General features: G+C 70.5%; 14 protein-coding genes. 7 read left to right on the top strand and 7 right to left on the bottom strand.

The genetic code is table 11. The features are described 5' to 3' along the window. The first annotated feature begins 237 nt into the window (after nucleotides 1–237). The gene (phoU, locus tag ACIQBL_RS38180) at nucleotides 238–927 is read left to right on the top strand and encodes a phosphate signaling complex protein PhoU (protein ID WP_401950759.1); all 690 of its coding nucleotides are present in this window, start codon (nucleotides 238–240) and stop codon (nucleotides 925–927) included. A 1,674-nt stretch (nucleotides 928–2,601) separates the two neighbouring features. Further along, nucleotides 2,602–2,850, top strand: coding sequence for an SCO4226 family nickel-binding protein (locus ACIQBL_RS38175; RefSeq protein ID WP_401950757.1), 249 nt, complete (start codon nucleotides 2,602–2,604; stop codon nucleotides 2,848–2,850). Between the two features lie 25 nt (nucleotides 2,851–2,875). Here ACIQBL_RS38175 and ACIQBL_RS38170 read toward each other — a convergent pair whose 3' ends face one another. Next, entirely contained in the window at nucleotides 2,876–3,295 is a 420-nt protein-coding gene (locus ACIQBL_RS38170) for a hypothetical protein (RefSeq protein WP_401950754.1), read from the bottom strand. A gap of 227 nt (nucleotides 3,296–3,522) precedes the next feature. Between ACIQBL_RS38170 and ACIQBL_RS38165 the strand changes: the two genes are divergently transcribed. After that, nucleotides 3,523–4,905 carry a S8 family serine peptidase gene (locus ACIQBL_RS38165; protein ID WP_401950751.1) on the top strand — a complete coding sequence of 461 codons (1,383 nt, stop codon included), beginning with the start codon at nucleotides 3,523–3,525 and terminating at the stop codon, nucleotides 4,903–4,905. Nucleotides 4,906–5,236: 331 nt separating this feature from the next. On the opposite strand, the gene ACIQBL_RS38160 is transcribed toward ACIQBL_RS38165, so the two are convergent. After that, nucleotides 5,237–6,595, bottom strand: coding sequence for a macro domain-containing protein (locus ACIQBL_RS38160; RefSeq protein WP_401950748.1), 1,359 nt, complete (start codon nucleotides 6,593–6,595; stop codon nucleotides 5,237–5,239). Nucleotides 6,596–6,721: 126 nt separating this feature from the next. Between ACIQBL_RS38160 and ACIQBL_RS38155 the strand changes: the two genes are divergently transcribed. Continuing rightward, nucleotides 6,722–7,606 (top strand): macro domain-containing protein, encoded by an 885-nt coding sequence (locus ACIQBL_RS38155; RefSeq protein ID WP_401950745.1) that lies wholly within the window; start codon nucleotides 6,722–6,724, stop codon nucleotides 7,604–7,606. A 102-nt stretch (nucleotides 7,607–7,708) separates the two neighbouring features. Here ACIQBL_RS38155 and ACIQBL_RS38150 read toward each other — a convergent pair whose 3' ends face one another. From ACIQBL_RS38150 to ACIQBL_RS38140, 3 genes are read right to left on the bottom strand one after another with little or no spacing between them, the layout of a single operon-like run. Then, entirely contained in the window at nucleotides 7,709–8,404 is a 696-nt protein-coding gene (locus ACIQBL_RS38150; protein WP_401950742.1) for a TIR domain-containing protein, read from the bottom strand. 2 nt (nucleotides 8,405–8,406) lie between these two features. Beyond that, complete coding sequence (locus ACIQBL_RS38145) at nucleotides 8,407–10,008, bottom strand: hypothetical protein (protein WP_401950739.1); 1,602 nt, start codon at nucleotides 10,006–10,008, stop codon at nucleotides 8,407–8,409. Between the two features lie 32 nt (nucleotides 10,009–10,040). Next, on the bottom strand, nucleotides 10,041–10,694 hold the full coding sequence (locus tag ACIQBL_RS38140; protein ID WP_401950736.1) for a hypothetical protein: 654 nt from the start codon (nucleotides 10,692–10,694) through the stop codon (nucleotides 10,041–10,043). Nucleotides 10,695–10,927: 233 nt separating this feature from the next. Here ACIQBL_RS38140 and ACIQBL_RS38135 point away from each other — a divergent pair, with 233 nt between their 5' ends. Beyond that, nucleotides 10,928–11,776: an alpha/beta fold hydrolase gene (locus ACIQBL_RS38135; RefSeq protein ID WP_401950734.1), complete on the top strand. Its 849-nt coding sequence runs from the start codon at nucleotides 10,928–10,930 to the stop codon at nucleotides 11,774–11,776. A 102-nt stretch (nucleotides 11,777–11,878) separates the two neighbouring features. Here the strand turns inward: ACIQBL_RS38135 and ACIQBL_RS38130 are convergent, their stop codons facing one another. Then, entirely contained in the window at nucleotides 11,879–12,640 is a 762-nt protein-coding gene (locus ACIQBL_RS38130; protein WP_401950731.1) for a phosphoglyceromutase, read from the bottom strand. A gap of 166 nt (nucleotides 12,641–12,806) precedes the next feature. Between ACIQBL_RS38130 and ACIQBL_RS38125 the strand changes: the two genes are divergently transcribed. Further along, on the top strand, nucleotides 12,807–14,072 hold the full coding sequence (locus tag ACIQBL_RS38125) for an MDR family MFS transporter (protein WP_401950728.1): 1,266 nt from the start codon (nucleotides 12,807–12,809) through the stop codon (nucleotides 14,070–14,072). Nucleotides 14,073–14,216: 144 nt separating this feature from the next. Here the strand turns inward: ACIQBL_RS38125 and ACIQBL_RS38120 are convergent, their stop codons facing one another. Continuing rightward, nucleotides 14,217–14,654 (bottom strand): DUF2000 family protein, encoded by a 438-nt coding sequence (locus ACIQBL_RS38120; RefSeq protein WP_401950725.1) that lies wholly within the window; start codon nucleotides 14,652–14,654, stop codon nucleotides 14,217–14,219. Nucleotides 14,655–14,703: 49 nt separating this feature from the next. On the opposite strand from ACIQBL_RS38120, the gene ACIQBL_RS38115 reads away from it, so the two are divergent. Further along, nucleotides 14,704–15,507, top strand: a complete 804-nt coding sequence (locus ACIQBL_RS38115) for an AraC family transcriptional regulator (RefSeq protein ID WP_401950723.1) — start codon at nucleotides 14,704–14,706, stop codon at nucleotides 15,505–15,507. The last annotated feature ends 7 nt before the right edge of the window (nucleotides 15,508–15,514 follow it).

The raw sequence follows: 15,514 nt of genomic DNA, 5'->3' as shown, positions 1-15,514 counted from the left end.
GGGATACCTCCTGGCCACAGCCATCGGAGTGCGACCTCGAACACTCGTCGCCCAGAGTTCACCTTGGAGCCAGTATTGATTCATTTGGGGTGGCGGAAACCGTCGCGTAGGAGCGGGAACGTGGGAGCGTGGGGTGGAAGGGCCGGTTTTTCAGTCATACCGACGGGCCCATGCCCCTGAGCTTGTGAGCCCCTGAGCCCTTGAACCCCCGAAGCAAACGTAGGAGAGGGAACCCTGATGCGGGACGCGTACCACGAGGAACTTGACTCGATCGGTGACGGTCTGGTGGAGATGGCCCGGCTGGTCGGTTCGGCGATCGGACGCGCCACCACGGCCATCCTGGACTCCGACCTGAAGCTGGCCGAGAGCGTCATCGAGGCCGACAAGAAGGTCGACGACCTCCAGCACGACCTGGAAGCACGGGCCATAGCCCTGCTGGCCCGGCAGCAGCCGGTCGCTACGGACCTGCGCATCGTCGTCACGTCCCTGCGCATGTCGGCCGACCTGGAGCGCTCCGGCGACCTCGCCCAGCACGTGGCGAAGCTCGCCCGGCTGCGCTTCCCGGACCGCGCCGTGCCGCACGACCTGCACGCGACGATCCTGGAGATGGGCCAGCTCGCGCAGCGCCTGATGGCCAAGGCGGCGGAGGTCATCATCACGAAGGACGTCGACCTCGCCCTCCAGCTGGAGGCGGACGACGACGACATGGACCTGCTCCACCGCACCCTCTTCCAGCACCTCCTGGACGACAAGTGGAAGCACGGCATCGAGACGGCGGTCGACGTCACCCTCCTCGGCCGCTACTACGAGCGCTTCGCCGACCACGCCGTATCGGTCGCGAAGCGCGTGGTGTTCCTGGTGACGGGCGAGCACGCGGACGAACTCCAGCCGGACATTCAGCCGGCTACGGGGGTTGAGGGGGCGTAGGCCTCCGGCGGCGGCGCGGGGTGTGGGGGTTCTGCGGTTCGCTCGGGTAGGTGGGCCTCCGGCCGGGGGCGGGGTTCGCGGTTTGGACGCGTGGGCCTCCGGCCGGGGGTGTGAGGTTGCTGGGCGGGGCGTGACCGTTTGGGGGCGTGGGCCTCGGCCACGGGTCTGAGGTTGGTGGGCGGGGCGTGACCGTTTGGGGGCGTGGGCCTCGGCCACGGGTCTGAGATTGGTGGGCGGGGCGTGACGGCTTGGGGGGCGTAGGCCTTCGGCCCGGGGCGTGAGCCTGCGGGGCGGGGGTATGGCTCTCCCGGAGTCCGGCGGCCAGGCGCACAGGGCTCAAGCCCGAAGACGCGGAGCCCACGTGCCGGGGCGCGAGGGGCCGCCGGCCTGGAGCCTGAGCCTGCCGTGTGGAGGCGTGGCTGTCCGTCCGGAGCATGAACGGCCAGGGCGTACAGGCCCCGGCCGGGAGGTGCGGGCTGGACCGGCGGGGCGCGAGCGTGCTGACCGGGGCGTGAAGGCCAGGCAGGTAGGCCTCCGGCCCGGAGACGTGCGGGACTCCGTCTGGGCGCAAAGGGCCACTGGCCTGGCGGCGCGGTTTTCGACCTCGGGGCGCGGCTCTCCGGCCGGAGGTGTGGGTCCCCGGCCGGAGGTGTGGGTCCCCGGGCAGAGGTGTGGGTCCCCGGGCAGGGGGGTGAGCTGCTCGGCTCCGGTACATGAGTCCGCCCACCCAGGGGCGTGAGTTCGCCGCCCCGGTACGTGAGTTTCCTGGCCGCGGTGCGTGAGCTCGCCGCCCTCGGTGCATGGGTTCCCGGCTCCGGTGCGTAGGTCCGCCGGTCCAGCGGCTGGGCCCGCCGGTCCAGGGGCCTGGGCCCGCCACCCCGGAGGCCTGAACTCGCCACCTCAGGGACCGGAGCCCGCCGACCTAGGGACCTGAACCCGCCACCCCAGAGACCTGAACCCGCCACCCCAGGGACCCGAGCCCGCCGACCTAGGGACCTGAACCCGCCACCCCAGGGACCCGAGCCCGCCGACCTAGGGACCGGAGCCCGCCACCCCAGAGGCCTGAACTCGCCACCTCAGGGACCGGAGCCCGCCACCCCAGGGACCCGAGCCCTCCGACCCGGAGACCTGAACCCGCCACCGCAGAGACCTGTCCCCGCCCCAGGCCCCTGAGCCCTCCGCCCCAGGGGCGTGAGTCCCCCCGTCAGGGCGTGCGGGGAAGCCTCCATGCGCCGTTGATGCGCCCGGTGAAACGGGCATGCAATGGGCACAGGCACGAGCCTCTAGGAGGACCCATGGCCGAATCCCCCGGCACGACGCCCGACCCCACGCAGGAGCGCGAGACGCAGGAGCCCGTCGAGATCAAGAGCCTTCCGCTCTTCGGCGCGTGCGGCTGCGGCTCGGGATGCGGGTGTGGGTGCCAGTCCGGTAATCCATGCCAGTGCGGCTGACCGACGTACGGAGTCGTTGACTACGGCGGAGGGGTCCGGGGCGGGCTCGCCGCATCGGGGTTCCTCCGCCGTACCCGGCCGGGCTCAGCCGTGCTCGGCCCTCGTCCTTCTCCCCGGCTCCCCGTGATCGTTCCGCACGGTAGCCGGGAGCGCCGTACGGGCGCAGCATGGAAGGAGAAGGGCAAGGCAGAGCGGGCTAGCGCGCGGAAGGAGGTGCGCGGTCATGGCTCAGTACATGGACGTACACCACGGAATGAAGGGCATCACGGCCGACCAGTTGATGGCGGCCCACAAGGCGGATCTCGCCGTGGAGAAGGACGAGGGGGTCCACTTCGAGCGGGCGTGGGCCGACCCCGAGTCCGGGACCGTCTACTGCCTGTCGGAGGCCCCGTCGCCCGAAGCGGTTCAGCGTGTCCACGAACGCGCGGGGCACAAGGCGGACGAGGTGCACCCGGTGCCGTACTCGATCTGACGGGCGCGGAGAGGGCGGCCTCGGCTCACCAGATCCGCCAGCGGTCGGTGAGTTCGTACCGGCCGAGGCCGTTCCGCGCGGTCAACTCGGCTACGTCGAGCCCGTGTTCGGTGAGCGACTCGTCGATGTAGTCGCACAACTCCTCGCGCTCACCGGTCTCGTAGGCACGCTGGTCGCGGGCCAGGTTCACGGCGTTCAGGGCGAGCACGACGCGCTCCACCGCGCCGAGGATCCGGGCGTCGTCCGGCGTGCCCACGACCGTCACTGCCGTCACGTCCGCCAACTCGGCCTCGAACACGGCGAGTACGGCGTCGGTCTCCGCCGACAGTTCCTCGGGGAACAGTCCGGTCGCCCAGGCACGGTCCGGATCCAGGGTGCCGGCGGCGATCCGCTCCGCTTCCCCGGCCACCCTCTCGCGCCAACTCGCCGTCGGTCTCTGAGCCATGGGGCCGGACCGTACAGGGCGGGTGCGGCCGCCCGTTCACCGGCCCGTCCGGCCGGGTCCGCCGCCTGAGTCAATACCGCTGATCGGCAGGACCGTTCGAGCATTCGGTGCTGTTTGGGCAAAGGGTTCGGCATCGACAGTTCAACTGTCTTGTCCTGTGCATGTCTCACTGGGTGAGATGCAACGCAGACCATCGCGTGCAACTCGGAACCACTCAGGGGGGACTCATGCACATAGCCCGCAACAGACGTGGCCTCGCGGCTTCCACGGCCGCCACCGCCACCCTCGCCGTCGCCGCACTGGCGACCGCTCCGCTGGCCGGCGTCACCAGCGCCGCACCCGCCGCCGTACCGCTGACGAAGGCGGTCCCGGCCATCGCCGGACACACCCTGGCCCGCGACGTGCCCAGCCCGCTCACCAGCGCGCAGTGCGAGGCCAAGTGGCACATCGCCTGCTACAACCCGCTCCAGTACCGCACCGCGTACAACCTCAACTCCCTGTACCGGAAGGGCATTACGGGCAAGGGGCGCACGATCGTCATCGTCGACTCGTTCGGCTCGCCGACGATCCAGCACGATCTCGACGTCTACAGCAAGCAGTTCGGGCTGCACAGCACCAAGGTCAAGGTCGTCAAGTGGGGCCACGTGCCCGCTTTCGACCCCAAGAACGCGGACATGACCGGCTGGGCCGGCGAGTCCACCCTGGACGTCGAGATGGCGCACGCGGTCGCGCCCGACGCGAAGATCGTGCTGGTGGAGACGGCCGTCGCCGAGACCGAGGGCGTCACCGGTCTGCCGGAGATGATGAACGCCGAGAAGTACCTGATCGACCACGGCGTCGGCGACGTCATCACGCAGAGCTTCGGCGCCACGGAGAACACCTTCCCCGGCTTCGACAAGGGCGACTTCTCCAGCATCAAGAAGCTGCGCTACGCCTTCCAGGACGCCAACCGCAAGCACGTGACCGTCCTCGCCTCCTCCGGCGACGGCGGTGCCACCGACAGCACGGCGGACGGCAAGGGTTACTACGACAAGCCGGTCAACTCCTGGCCTTCCTCCGACCCGTTGGTCACGTCGATCGGCGGCACGCAGCTCCACCTGAACGTCAAGGGCAACCGCGTCACGCCGGACAGCGTGTACAACGACTACGGCGCGGGCGGCGGCGGGCAGTCCCACGTCTTCGCCCGCCCGTCCTTCCAGAACGGCGTGAAGAGCGTCGTCGGCGCCCAGCGCGGCACCCCGGACGTGTCGATGGCGGCCGCGGTCAACGGCGGCGCCTGGGTCTACGGCAGCTACGACCCGACCGCGATCGGCTGGGACGTCTACGGCGGCACGAGCGAGGCCAGCCCCCTCTTCTCGGGCATCGTCGCCCTCGCCGACCAGGCCGCGGGCCACCGCGTCGGCAACATCAACGACGCGCTGTACGCGCTGGCGAAGCACGGCGCCAAGAGCAACGGCATCGTCGACGTCAACGACGGCACGAACAACACGTACGAGGGTGTCACCGGCTACACCGCCGTCAACGGCTACGACATGGCGACGGGCGTGGGCACGGTGGACGCGCTGCGGTTCGTTCCGGCGCTGGCGAAGGCGAGCCGGCGGCACGGCTGACGTGAACTGTCGTAACAGGCCTTTCGCCTGAGGCGAGTTGGCCAGGAAACGAGACGGCCCGGGTGTCGCACCCGGGCCGTCCCGCTGTCGTTCGTGTGTCGCTCGTCCGTCATTTGTGCGTCGCTCGTCCGGCGTCGGAATCGGATCGGAAGCGGATGGCGGCTACCCGCGGAAGCGCCGGGAGCGGTGCACTGGGGTCCGGTGAGGCCGGGTGGCGGTGGCGGGCCAGTGACCGGTGGGCGATGCCGCATGGGGGAGCCGGTAGATGCGGAGGAACCTGTCGGAGCGGGGGACTGCCGCCCAGGGCCGCCCGGCCTCACCTTGGACCCGGTCACTCCACCCGGTCGCGGTCGTCCAGATCGGGCACGAGTTCATGGAAGCGCCGCTCGACCGGCGACAGATCGGTACTGGCCAGGTCCTCCGGGCGGACCACTATGCGCAGTTCGGGGGTGAGCGCGGGGTAGCGGCGGCACGCGTCCATGAACGAGTCGACGATCAGGGCCACGAGCTGGCTGCGGTCGAGGTCGGTCACCCGGGCGAGCCCGGAGCCGATGAGCGGGACGGCGACCGGTCTGAACAGGCCGTGCACAGCCACCGAGGCCCAGAGGTGGTCCAGGCCCGACCGCAGGTCCTCGTCACCGGACCTGGCCACCAGGTCGTTGCCGAGCCGCGAGTAGGCGACCGCGAAGATCCGGCGGCCGTCGACCGGCACGGCGACGGTCGTCCCCACCGGATAACGCACCCGCCTGCCGCGCGGTTTGGCCCGCGCGCTCTCCGTGCCGACGGCCCGCACGGTACGCAGCCCGGCCTTCAACTTCTCGTCCAGCAGGCGGCGTCGGCCGCCGAAGAGACGGTCGACCAGTTGGCTCTGGACGCTGTCGCGGCTGATGACGATGTCCTGGTCGGTCTCCGTGTCGAAGGTGTCGGTGAAGCCGACCACCAGATTGCAGTCCCGCTGCTCGAACAAGTCGCCGCGGACGAGGACGACATCCGCCCGCTGGCCGGGCAACGGGACCCGGTGGCGCAGCAGTTCGGCTCCGTGGCGGGCGCGGAGCGCGGCGCGCAGGGCGTCCAGGGTGCGCGCGGCGTCGAGGTCGTCGGGATGGTCGCGGACGATCAGCTCCGCGACCGGCAGCGCGAGGTCGGGACGGCCCAAGTCGGCCTGCACACGGACCAGTTCACGGCGGGCGGAGTCCAGCAGGGCGGTGAGCCGGCGGATGAGGGGGTCCGCGAAGTTCTCGCCGTTCACCTCGGCCAGCGGTCTGCCCCGGACCAGGGCCAGCGCCTCGGCCAGCTCATGGGCGGCGGTGGCGGGCGGGGCGAGGAGGGCGGTCCCGACGACGGCGGTGAACCGTGCGCTGTCCAGTTCCTCGGGCCGCAGCACCAGACGGTAGGCGGTCTCCGGGCCGTGCACGGCGACCTGCTGCTCGGTGCGCAGAACGCGGGCGGCGGTGCCGTCCTGGCCGGGGTCGAGGGCGCGCCGCAGTTCCAGGACGCGCTTCTGCACCTCGTTGCGGTTGCGCTGGTCCAGATGGCGGGGCCCGTCCGCCAACCCCCATACGTCGCGGCGCAGTTGACGTACGGGAACGGCCTCGCCCTCGGCGGCCACCAGGCGGACCAGCAGCCGGGTGGTCAGCGGTGTCAGCCTGACCGGGATTCCGTCGACGTCGAGCTGGACCGGTCCCAGCACTTTGACCTGAATGCGCCCTCGTACCTCGGCCACCCGCGTCGCCCCCGCCGCGTCACTGTGTCGCTCTACATCACCCTGCGTCACCGCTTGGTGACCAGAAGATTATCATGATGTCCTGGAGAAACCGTGAGTTCTCGATTTCTGCGGCTCTACGGCACCGGGCGCGCCCGAAGGATTTTCGCGCGCAACACGATGGCGGCTTTCGGCGGAATATCGGCGGTCCTTCAGTTCGTCGGGCAATTCTTCCCGCGGAGCTTTCCCGATCCCGGCACGGTCACGGTGGTGTCGGTGGTGGCGTGCCTGCTGTGGGGGCTGGGCCGGGCGCGGCCGGTGCTGCGGGTGAAGCAGGTGTTCCGGCGGCCCGATCTGACGGTGGTGGTCGAGGCGGGCGACGTGTTCGACCAGCCGGCGCATCTCGTCGTCGGTTTCTGCGACACCTTCGACACCGCGTCGGCCGACGGCGAGGTCATCAACGCATCCAGTGTGCAAGGGCAGTTGCTGCTCCGACGGTACGACGGTGACGTACGGCGCCTGGACGCGGAACTGGTCGCGGCGCTCGCCGGGGTCGCGCCGGCCGGGCGGGAGGACCGGGACCGCAAGCCGCTGGGCAAACTGGACCGGTATCCGGTCGGCACGGTGGCGGTCCTGGGCGCCCGGCCGAGGCTGGTGTTCGCGGTCGCGTACAGCCGTATCGGCAACGACTGTGTGGCCGCCTCCAGTACGGAGGACCTCTGGCTCGGCCTCGGCCGGCTGTGGGACGCGCTGCACCGGCACGCCCAACTGGAGCGGGTGGCCATGCCGTTGGTGGGATCGGGGCTGTCCCGGCTGGACCATCTCGACCAGGACAGTCTGCTGCGGCTGATCCTGATGTCGTTCGTCGCGCGGTCGCGGGAGGGCGCGGTCTGCCGGGAGTTGCGGGTGGTGGTGCGGCCGGATGATCTGGAGCGGATCGACATGCGCGAGGTGGGGGCGTTCCTGAGGGTTCTCGCGTCGGGACTGGAGCGCGTATGAAAAGCGCCCGGACGGCAGGGAAAAGGGGGACGGGCGCCGGAGCGTCCGTCCCCCTTTTCCGCTGTGCTCCAGGTTCCGCTGTGCTTCAGGTTCCCCTGTGATTCAGGCGAGCCGACGGTACGCGGAGAGGTTCTGGAAGTGCCGGGTCTCGCGCCATTCCGGCCGGGTGTCGTCGAGTTGGCAGCCGGCCAGTTTCAGCCGCGCGGCGATCTTCGCGAGGGAGTCCTCCGTGCCGTCGAACCGGATGACGTTGATGCCCGCGGTGTCGGCGACGTGCCGCAGCCGGCCGACCTCGACGATGACGGTCCGCTCGGGGTAGGCCATCAGCACCATGCCCAGCTCGATCAGCACGTTCTGCCGCGGCTGGCCGGTGAGTTGGGTCTCGTCGTCCCGCTCGCGGTTGCCGAGCAGATGCGGGTGGAGCTTGGCGACGTCGTCCGGGGTGAGCAGGACCAGGGCCGCCTGGGCCTGCGCCGGTGCGTTCATGACCACTTCGCCGAGGAAGGGCGCGGTCTTGCCGGTGGCCCGCACCAACTCCTCCCATTCCAGGGGGCGCAGGTCGAGCCGGCGCAGCAGCCCGAACATCGCCCGGCGTACCTCCTCGTCCCGGCCGTGCACGACGAAGACACTGCGGGCGCGGTCGTGGCCGGCGGGCGGCACCTGCCCGGAGGCCTGCTCGGACGACCGCTGTTCTGCGTCGGGGGTCGTCGGCGCCGCGTGGTAGTTGTAGCCGAAGCCCTTGTTCTCCCCGCCGAGGATGACCTGGCTGTTGTCTCCGAACGTGTGGCTCTCGCTCATGCCTACTGCCCTCCCCCGCTGCCGGGTGAATCCGGGCCCGGCGGCCGGTAGTTGTACCCGAAGTTCTCGTTGTGCCCGCCGAGGATCGCCTGGGAGTTGTCCCCGACGAGGATGTTGGTCTGCGCGCGGTCGTGGTCGGCGAGATCCACGTGGTGCTCGCCCAGGAACTGGCGGATGGTGTGCAGCAGCCGGCGCTCGACGATCTGCGTGTACTTCAGGGCGTCGGTCTTCTGGAAGAAGTGGTGGTAGGTGTCGCTGGTGGCCATCTCCCGGACGCTCGTGAGCGCGCCGCAGTCCACCGACTCCTTCGCGTAGCGCCCGAGTTGGAACTCGCTGGTGTCGGCCGCCGCGCTCCCCCCGGTGAACGTGACGGTGCTCCACCCGCCCCGCCGGGGCCGCACGAACCGTCGTATCCGCCTGGGCAGGAAGCGTTCGGGGAACAGCCGCAGCGGCCACAGCGACAGGGCCACGCACCAGCGCGGTACGGCCTTGACCATGTCCCAGGCGACCCGCACCGCCAGCCGTGCGTCGAACGCGTCGGGCAGCCGGTCGACGAGGTGGAACTCCCTTACCAGCGGCCCGAGTACGTAGGTGTAGAACTCGGTGTGCAGGGTGTCGCCCTTGAGGTCGAAGCCGACGAAGATCGAGGTCACCAGCTCCTCGTTCCAGGCGCCGACGCGCACGCACAGATACTCGCGGGCCGAGTCGTAGTCCTCCCGCCAGTGGATGGGCGGGAGATCGTCCATGCCCGGCAGCTGGGACCAACCGGTGCCCGCCGTACGGTCGTTGGTGCGGATCGCCGTCGTGTAGCGGCGCTGCTCGACGGTCAGCCCCTCGATCCGTTCGTCCCGGCGGGCCTCGTCGCGCAGATCCGCGCTCATCCTCCGGGCGACGTACGTGGTGATGTCGTGGACGGTGAACGGCAGGACGGGCCTGCGCTCCACCTCGTCGAGGTCGCCCCCGGACGCCTCGAAGTCCTTGCGGGCGGCGAGGCGGTTCTTCGGTGCGCCGAGCAGGAGTTGGGCGTTCGCCCAGTCGCGCAGGGGCTCGCCGGCGCCGACGAAGGGCCGGAAGCCGCCGTAGAAGACGAGGCCGGTCTGGCCGGCCTGTTCGCGGTCGATCTTGCCGATCAGGGCGTCGGTGAGCTTGCCGCCGACGGGGTAGGAGCCGTCGAAGCCGCCGGCGGGGCCGGTCTCCTTCAGGCGGGTCATCAGGATGTGCAGGGTGACGATCCGGCGCAGATAGGCGGCGCCCCACAGCACCCAGAACATCAGCTGGGCCGCGATGAAGACGCTCAGCGGGCCTCTCATCAGCAGCAGGAGCGCGACCGCCGAGCCGGCCACGACTCCCCACTGGACACGGCGCAGTCGGCGTGCCGCGAGCGCGTGGGCGAGGACCGAGACGGCGTCGTAGCCGTACGACGGCGCGACCACTCTGAAGCGGTTCTTGAGCAACTCCCGGATGACGGCGCTGCGGTAGACGGGATCGAGGTACGTGCCCGCGGACAGCAGGCGAGTGGCCTTGGTCCGCGCGTACACGCGGGTGACCTGCGGCGCTCCGGGCGGGGTGCCGGGAGGGTAGCGGTGCGGTGCCTGTGTGCTCACGATGGTTCAGCGCTCCACTCGTGCGGGGATGGTCAGCCGATGGGGGTTGCCGTGCCGTGGGTGATCACACCGTCCGTGACGGTGTAGGTGGCGTTGAACGCGCGCGAACTGCCGTCCGTCTGGCGGGCGTTGAGGATCAGCGTGACGACACTCCCCTGGACGGACACGTGACTGATCGTGTCCTGCCGGGTGTTGGCGTATCCCAGGACGAACGCGTCGTAGTCGGGGTCGCCCAGGTTCTTGCCGCCGAGGGCCCAAGCGGTCGAGTAGTCACGGTTGTTGACCGCGGCGAAGTAGGCGGTGACGACCGCTTCCGGCTGCGCCGCCGCGGTGGTCGTCGCGTCCGTCGGGCCGCCCGGCACGCTCCCGCCCCCGGCGTCCCCGGTCTCCGTCGTCGTGCCGGGCTCGGTGGCCGATGCGGAGGCGTCGTACGGGTTCGGCGCGGCGGACTGGGTGTACGAGTACGACGCCGTGGGCGGGGTCCACGGCTGAGCCTGCGCTCCACCGCCGGTCGAGTAGGACCCGTCGACCAGCCCCAGGAGCAGGACGGCCAGCAGGGGTACCCCGATGACGGTCAGCCCCCAGGTACGGGCGGCTCCGGCGGGCGGTATCAGCCCGCCGGCGCGATAGGGCGTCGGGGGGTTCGGTACGGCGGGGGCGACGGGTGGTGGTCCGAGGTCGTTCATGGGACGCTCCGACGGCGTGGGCGGGATGGGCGGTTCGGGCAGCATGGGGAGGTCGGCGGGAAAACCCGCACAAAAGGCTGATTGACCCCTTGCATGCCACCAGCACCACCGCTTCCGCCACCAGAACCGATCCGCTTCCGATGCGCTTCCGGGGTGGGGGCGGGGGACGGGGACGACGCGACAGCACGGGCCGTACCTCCCCTCCTTGAGGTCGCCTTCCCGCTGGAGTGTTGATGACCGTCGGACCCACCCCCTTGCTGTTCGTCCATGGCTACTGGCACGGCTCCTGGTGCTGGAGCGAAGTCATCGCCCACGTGGCGGCGGCCGGCCACCCGGCTCTCGCGGTGGACCTGGTCGGCCATGGGCTGCGCGCCCGGCGGCCGGCGTGCCTCAGCACGCGCCCGTTCGACTCGGCGGCCCTGGCCACGGAGGTCTCGCCGGTTGCCGAGGTCGACCTTGACCAGGCAGGTGACCTGCTTGTTTCACAGATCAAGCAGCTCGGGCACGGGGCACCGGTCACTGTGGTGGCCCACAGCATGGGTGGCACAGTCCTGACGCGGGCCGCACAGCAACACCCCGAGCTGATCGCTCACGCGGTGTACTTGACCGCGTTCATGCCGGCCTCGGACATTCCGGCTGTCACCTACATCCAGAGCTCTGAGAACGCCGGTGAGCTCGTCGGCCCCTCCCTTCAGGCCGATCCCGCCGCGATCGGAGCCCTGCGGTTCGACCTCGCGTCAGACGACACCGCCTACCGTCAGCAGTTGCGGGACGCACTCTTCGGAGACGTCGACCAAGCCGTCGCTGACGCTGCCATCGGGCTGCTGACCCCCGACGCCCCGGTCGGCATCGCCCTGGGCGCCACCAGCCTGACCCGCGAGGGCTGGGGCTCCGTTCCCCGCACCTACGTGACCTGCGCACGGGACATGGCGGTTCGGCCGGCCCTTCAGCAGAGGTTCATCGCGGAGGCCGACACCGCCTTCCCGGACAACGCGACCTCCGTCGTGGCGCTCGATGCCTCCCACTCACCGTTCCTGTCCATGCCCGGGCGGGTGGCGGACATCGTCACGAAACTGACCTGACCGCGAGCGAACTGCCTTGGAACTGCCCAGAGGCGGCCCACAGTCACGGAAAAGCCCCCCACCCGCAGCTGAACCGCAGGTGAGGGGCTTGATCGCGTCGAGCTACTTCTTCTTGCCCTGGTTCTTGACCGCCTCGATCGCAGCCGCCGCCGCATCCGGGTCGAGATACGTCCCGCCCGGCTTGAGCGGCTTGAAGGACGCGTCGAGTTCGTAGGCGAGGGGGATGCCCGTCGGGATGTTCAGGCCCGCGATGTCGGCGTCGGAGATGCCGTCGAGGTGCTTGACCAGGGCGCGGAGCGAGTTGCCGTGGGCGGCGACCAGGACCGTGCGGCCCGCGAGGAGGTCGGGGACGATGCCGTCGTACCAGTACGGGAGCATGCGGACGACGACGTCCTTCAGGCACTCCGTGCGGGGGCGCAGCTCCGGGGGGATGGAGGCGTAGCGCGGGTCCGCGGACTGGGAGAACTCCGAGTCGTCGGAGAGCGGGGGCGGCGGGGTGTCGTAGGAACGGCGCCACAGCATGAACTGCTCCTCGCCGAACTCCGCGAGGGTCTGCGCCTTGTCCTTGCCCTGGAGGGCGCCGTAGTGGCGCTCGTTCAGGCGCCAGCTGCGGTGGACCGGGATCCAGTGGCGGTCCGCGGCCTCCAGCGAGAGCTGGGCCGTGCGGATCGCGCGCTTCTGGAGGGACGTGTGAACGACGTCGGGGAGGAGGTCGGCGTCCTTCAGGAGTTCGCCACCGCGGACCGCCTCCTTCTCGCCCTTCTCGTTCAGGTTGACGTCCACCCAGCCGGTGAACAGGTTCTTCGCGTTCCACTCGCTCTCGCCGTGGCGGAGGAGGATCAGCTTGTACGGTGCGTCGGCCATGCCTCAGAGCGTAATCCACGCATTCGGGCCACGGTCGGGTGCCCGCCCCTCGGTCCGACAGTTGACGGCTTCTGTTAATCGAGTGGCCCTCCGGAGCGTCTCCTTCGTAAGTTGTGCGCGGCGCATGAGCCACTTACCCGACTGTCCGACCGTGGGGGATCGATCCATGTCACTCGCCGCCCTGAGACGTGCCGCCCGGGAAACCGTCTCCGGTCTGCCCCGCGAGTTCTGGTGGCTGTGGACCAGCACCCTCGTGAACCGGCTCGGCGCGTTCGTCTCGACCTTCATGGCCCTGTATCTGACGCTCGACCGCGGCTACTCCGCCACCTACGCCGGTCTCGTCGCCTCCCTCCACGGCCTCGGCGGGGTCGTCTCGTCCATCGGCTCGGGGGTGATGACCGACCGGCTCGGGCGCCGCCCCACCCTCCTCATCGCCCAGTCGTCGACCGCCGCGGCCGTGGCGCTGCTCGGTTTCGTGCACGACCCCGTCGCCATCGCCGGCGTCGCGTTCCTCGTGGGAGCGGCGAGCAACGCGTCCCGGCCGGCCGTGCAGGCGATGATGGCCGACATCGTGCGGCCCGAGGACCGCGTCCGCGCGTTCTCGCTCAACTACTGGGCCATCAACCTCGGTTTCGCCGTCTCGTCCCTGGCCGCCGGGTTCATCGCCGAGGTCAGCTACCGTGCCGGGTTCCTCCTGGAGGCGGGGATGACGGCGGCCTGCGCGGTCGTCGTCTTCCTGAAGCTGCCCGAGTCCCGGCCCACCGTCGTGACCGGCGACGGCAAGGGAGCGGTCTCCGACGCGGTCGGGCTCGGGACCGTACTGCGCGACGGGCGGTTCATGAGCGTCGTCGGGCTGTCCTTCCTCGTCGCCGTCGTCTTCCAGCAGGGCTCGGTCGGTCTGCCGGTCGCGATGGGCGAGGCCGGCTTCACGCCCGCCGACTACGGCACCGCGATCGCCGTCAACGGCCTCCTCATCGTCGCCCTCCAGATCCCGGTCACCCGCCTCATCGAACACCGCGACGCCAAGCGGCTGTTGGTCGTCTCCTCGCTCCTCGCGGGCTACGGCTTCGGGCTCACCGCGTTCGCCGGCTCGGTCGGGATCTTCGCCCTCACGGTGTGCGTGTGGACCCTGGGCGAGATGATCAACGCCCCGACCCAGACGGGCCTCGTCGTACGCCTCTCCCCGGTCCAGGGACGCGGGCGCTACCAGGGCATGTACACCCTGTCCTGGGCGGTCGCCGCGCTCGTCGCACCGCTGATGTCCGGTTTCGTCATCGACCGGTTCGGGGCGGAGTGGCTGTGGGGGATCTGCGCGGTCGTGGGGACGGGGGCGGCGGTGGGATACGGGGCGCTGATGCGGCGGGTTCCGGTGGGCGAGGCGGCCGGCGCGGAGTCACCGGCCCCGGCGAGGCCGGAGGTCAGTGCGGCCTGAGGGGGGTGGGGGCGGGTTGCGAAAATGTGACACCTCGGTGCCGATGTGTCACATTCTCGCGAAGAGGGGTCCGCCCGGTCGGCATCGCCCGCACCCCGCATGGGCAGTACTCACCGAATCACCCCGCGCACCCGCCGTCACCCCTCACGGATGCATCCGCGCCCCCTTCACCACCTTGTCCACCCCGTTCCGCGGCCCGTGGACGACCAGCCCCACCACATCCAGCTCAGCCGTGGCGACGGCCCGCACCGCCGCCCGGTTGTCCCGGTCGTTGCCGGTGCCGAACAGGTCCGACGTGAAGACCGCACGTGGCAGGGCGCGGGACAGCGCCCGCCCGTGGGCCGCCACCAGGACCTCCTTCGTGGCCTCGAAGACCATCACCGGCTGCCGGAACATCGGCAGATACGCCACCCCGTCGGCATCCTCGTACGGCTCCCCGATCACCTCCGGAGCCTGCGTCCCCAGGCCGCTGACCAGGAAGGACGTGACGTTCAGCCGCTGCCAGGGCTCCAGGTCGTCCCGCAGCAGCACAGCGATCTTCGTGTCGAAGCGGATCGGTTCAGCGATCGTGTCGGTACTCATGCCCCGAGACTGCCGACCGCCCAGCACCCCCGTCTTGTACGTTCTTTGCATGGCCCCGCACCAGGAAGTCTCCGCGTGGCGCCCCCGCGTCCCCGGTGTCGTCGAGGTCTTCCACGCCCACTTCACCGAGTACGCGTACCCGATGCACGTGCACGACGCGTGGACGCTGCTGATCGTGGACGACGGTGCCGTACGGTACGACCTCGACCGGCACGAGCACGGCACCCCGCACGACACGGTGTCGCTGCTCCCGCCGCACGTCCCGCACAACGGCTCCCCCGCCACCCCGCACGGCTTCCGCAAGCGCGTCCTCTATCTCGACGGCACGCACCTCCCGGACGACCTCATCGGATCGGCCGTCGACCGGCCCGACCTCCGCGACCCCGAACTCCGGCTGCGCGTCGGCCAGTTGCACACCGCGCTCGACCACCCCGGCGACGAGCTGGAGGCCGAGAGCCGGCTGGCCCTCATCACCGAACGGCTGCGCACCCGCCTACGACCGTCCTCCCCCGCCCCCGCCGAGAACCCCACCCTCGCCCGCGCCCTCCGCGAACTCCTCGACGAGCGTGTCACGGAGGGCATCGCCCTCGACGAGGCCGCGGGGCTCGTGCACGCCCATCCCGCCCATCTGGTACGGGCGTTCAGCGGGGCGTACGGCATCGCACCGCACCAGTACCTGATGTCCCGCCGCGTCGACCGCGCCCGGCGTCTCCTCCTGGACGGCCGCCCGCCGGGCGAGGTGGCGACGGTCACCGGCTTCTACGACCAGTCCCATCTCACCCGGCATTTCCGGAAGTTGGTGGGGGTCACGCCGGGGCGATATTCACGCGACAGTGATCGGCGGCGCGGCTAGATTCCGC

Source organism: Streptomyces sp. NPDC088350, from assembly GCF_044753545.1.
Taxonomy (GTDB): Bacteria; Actinomycetota; Actinomycetes; order Streptomycetales; family Streptomycetaceae; genus Streptomyces.
Note: the sequence above shows the minus strand (reverse complement) of the source record. Positions and strands in the feature narration are given on the sequence as shown.

Coding starts and splice junctions, on each gene's coding strand:
- ACIQBL_RS38140 (WP_401950736.1), bottom strand. CDS start 10,694: ATGAACGACCTCGGACCACCACCCGTCGCCCCCGCCGTACCGAACCCC.
- phoU (WP_401950759.1), top strand. CDS start 238: ATGCGGGACGCGTACCACGAGGAACTTGACTCGATCGGTGACGGTCTG.
- ACIQBL_RS38170 (WP_401950754.1), bottom strand. CDS start 3,295: ATGGCTCAGAGACCGACGGCGAGTTGGCGCGAGAGGGTGGCCGGGGAA.
- ACIQBL_RS38150 (WP_401950742.1), bottom strand. CDS start 8,404: ATGAGCGAGAGCCACACGTTCGGAGACAACAGCCAGGTCATCCTCGGC.
- ACIQBL_RS38175 (WP_401950757.1), top strand. CDS start 2,602: ATGGCTCAGTACATGGACGTACACCACGGAATGAAGGGCATCACGGCC.
- ACIQBL_RS38135 (WP_401950734.1), top strand. CDS start 10,928: ATGACCGTCGGACCCACCCCCTTGCTGTTCGTCCATGGCTACTGGCAC.
- ACIQBL_RS38120 (WP_401950725.1), bottom strand. CDS start 14,654: ATGAGTACCGACACGATCGCTGAACCGATCCGCTTCGACACGAAGATC.
- ACIQBL_RS38165 (WP_401950751.1), top strand. CDS start 3,523: ATGCACATAGCCCGCAACAGACGTGGCCTCGCGGCTTCCACGGCCGCC.
- ACIQBL_RS38130 (WP_401950731.1), bottom strand. CDS start 12,640: ATGGCCGACGCACCGTACAAGCTGATCCTCCTCCGCCACGGCGAGAGC.
- ACIQBL_RS38115 (WP_401950723.1), top strand. CDS start 14,704: ATGGCCCCGCACCAGGAAGTCTCCGCGTGGCGCCCCCGCGTCCCCGGT.
- ACIQBL_RS38125 (WP_401950728.1), top strand. CDS start 12,807: ATGTCACTCGCCGCCCTGAGACGTGCCGCCCGGGAAACCGTCTCCGGT.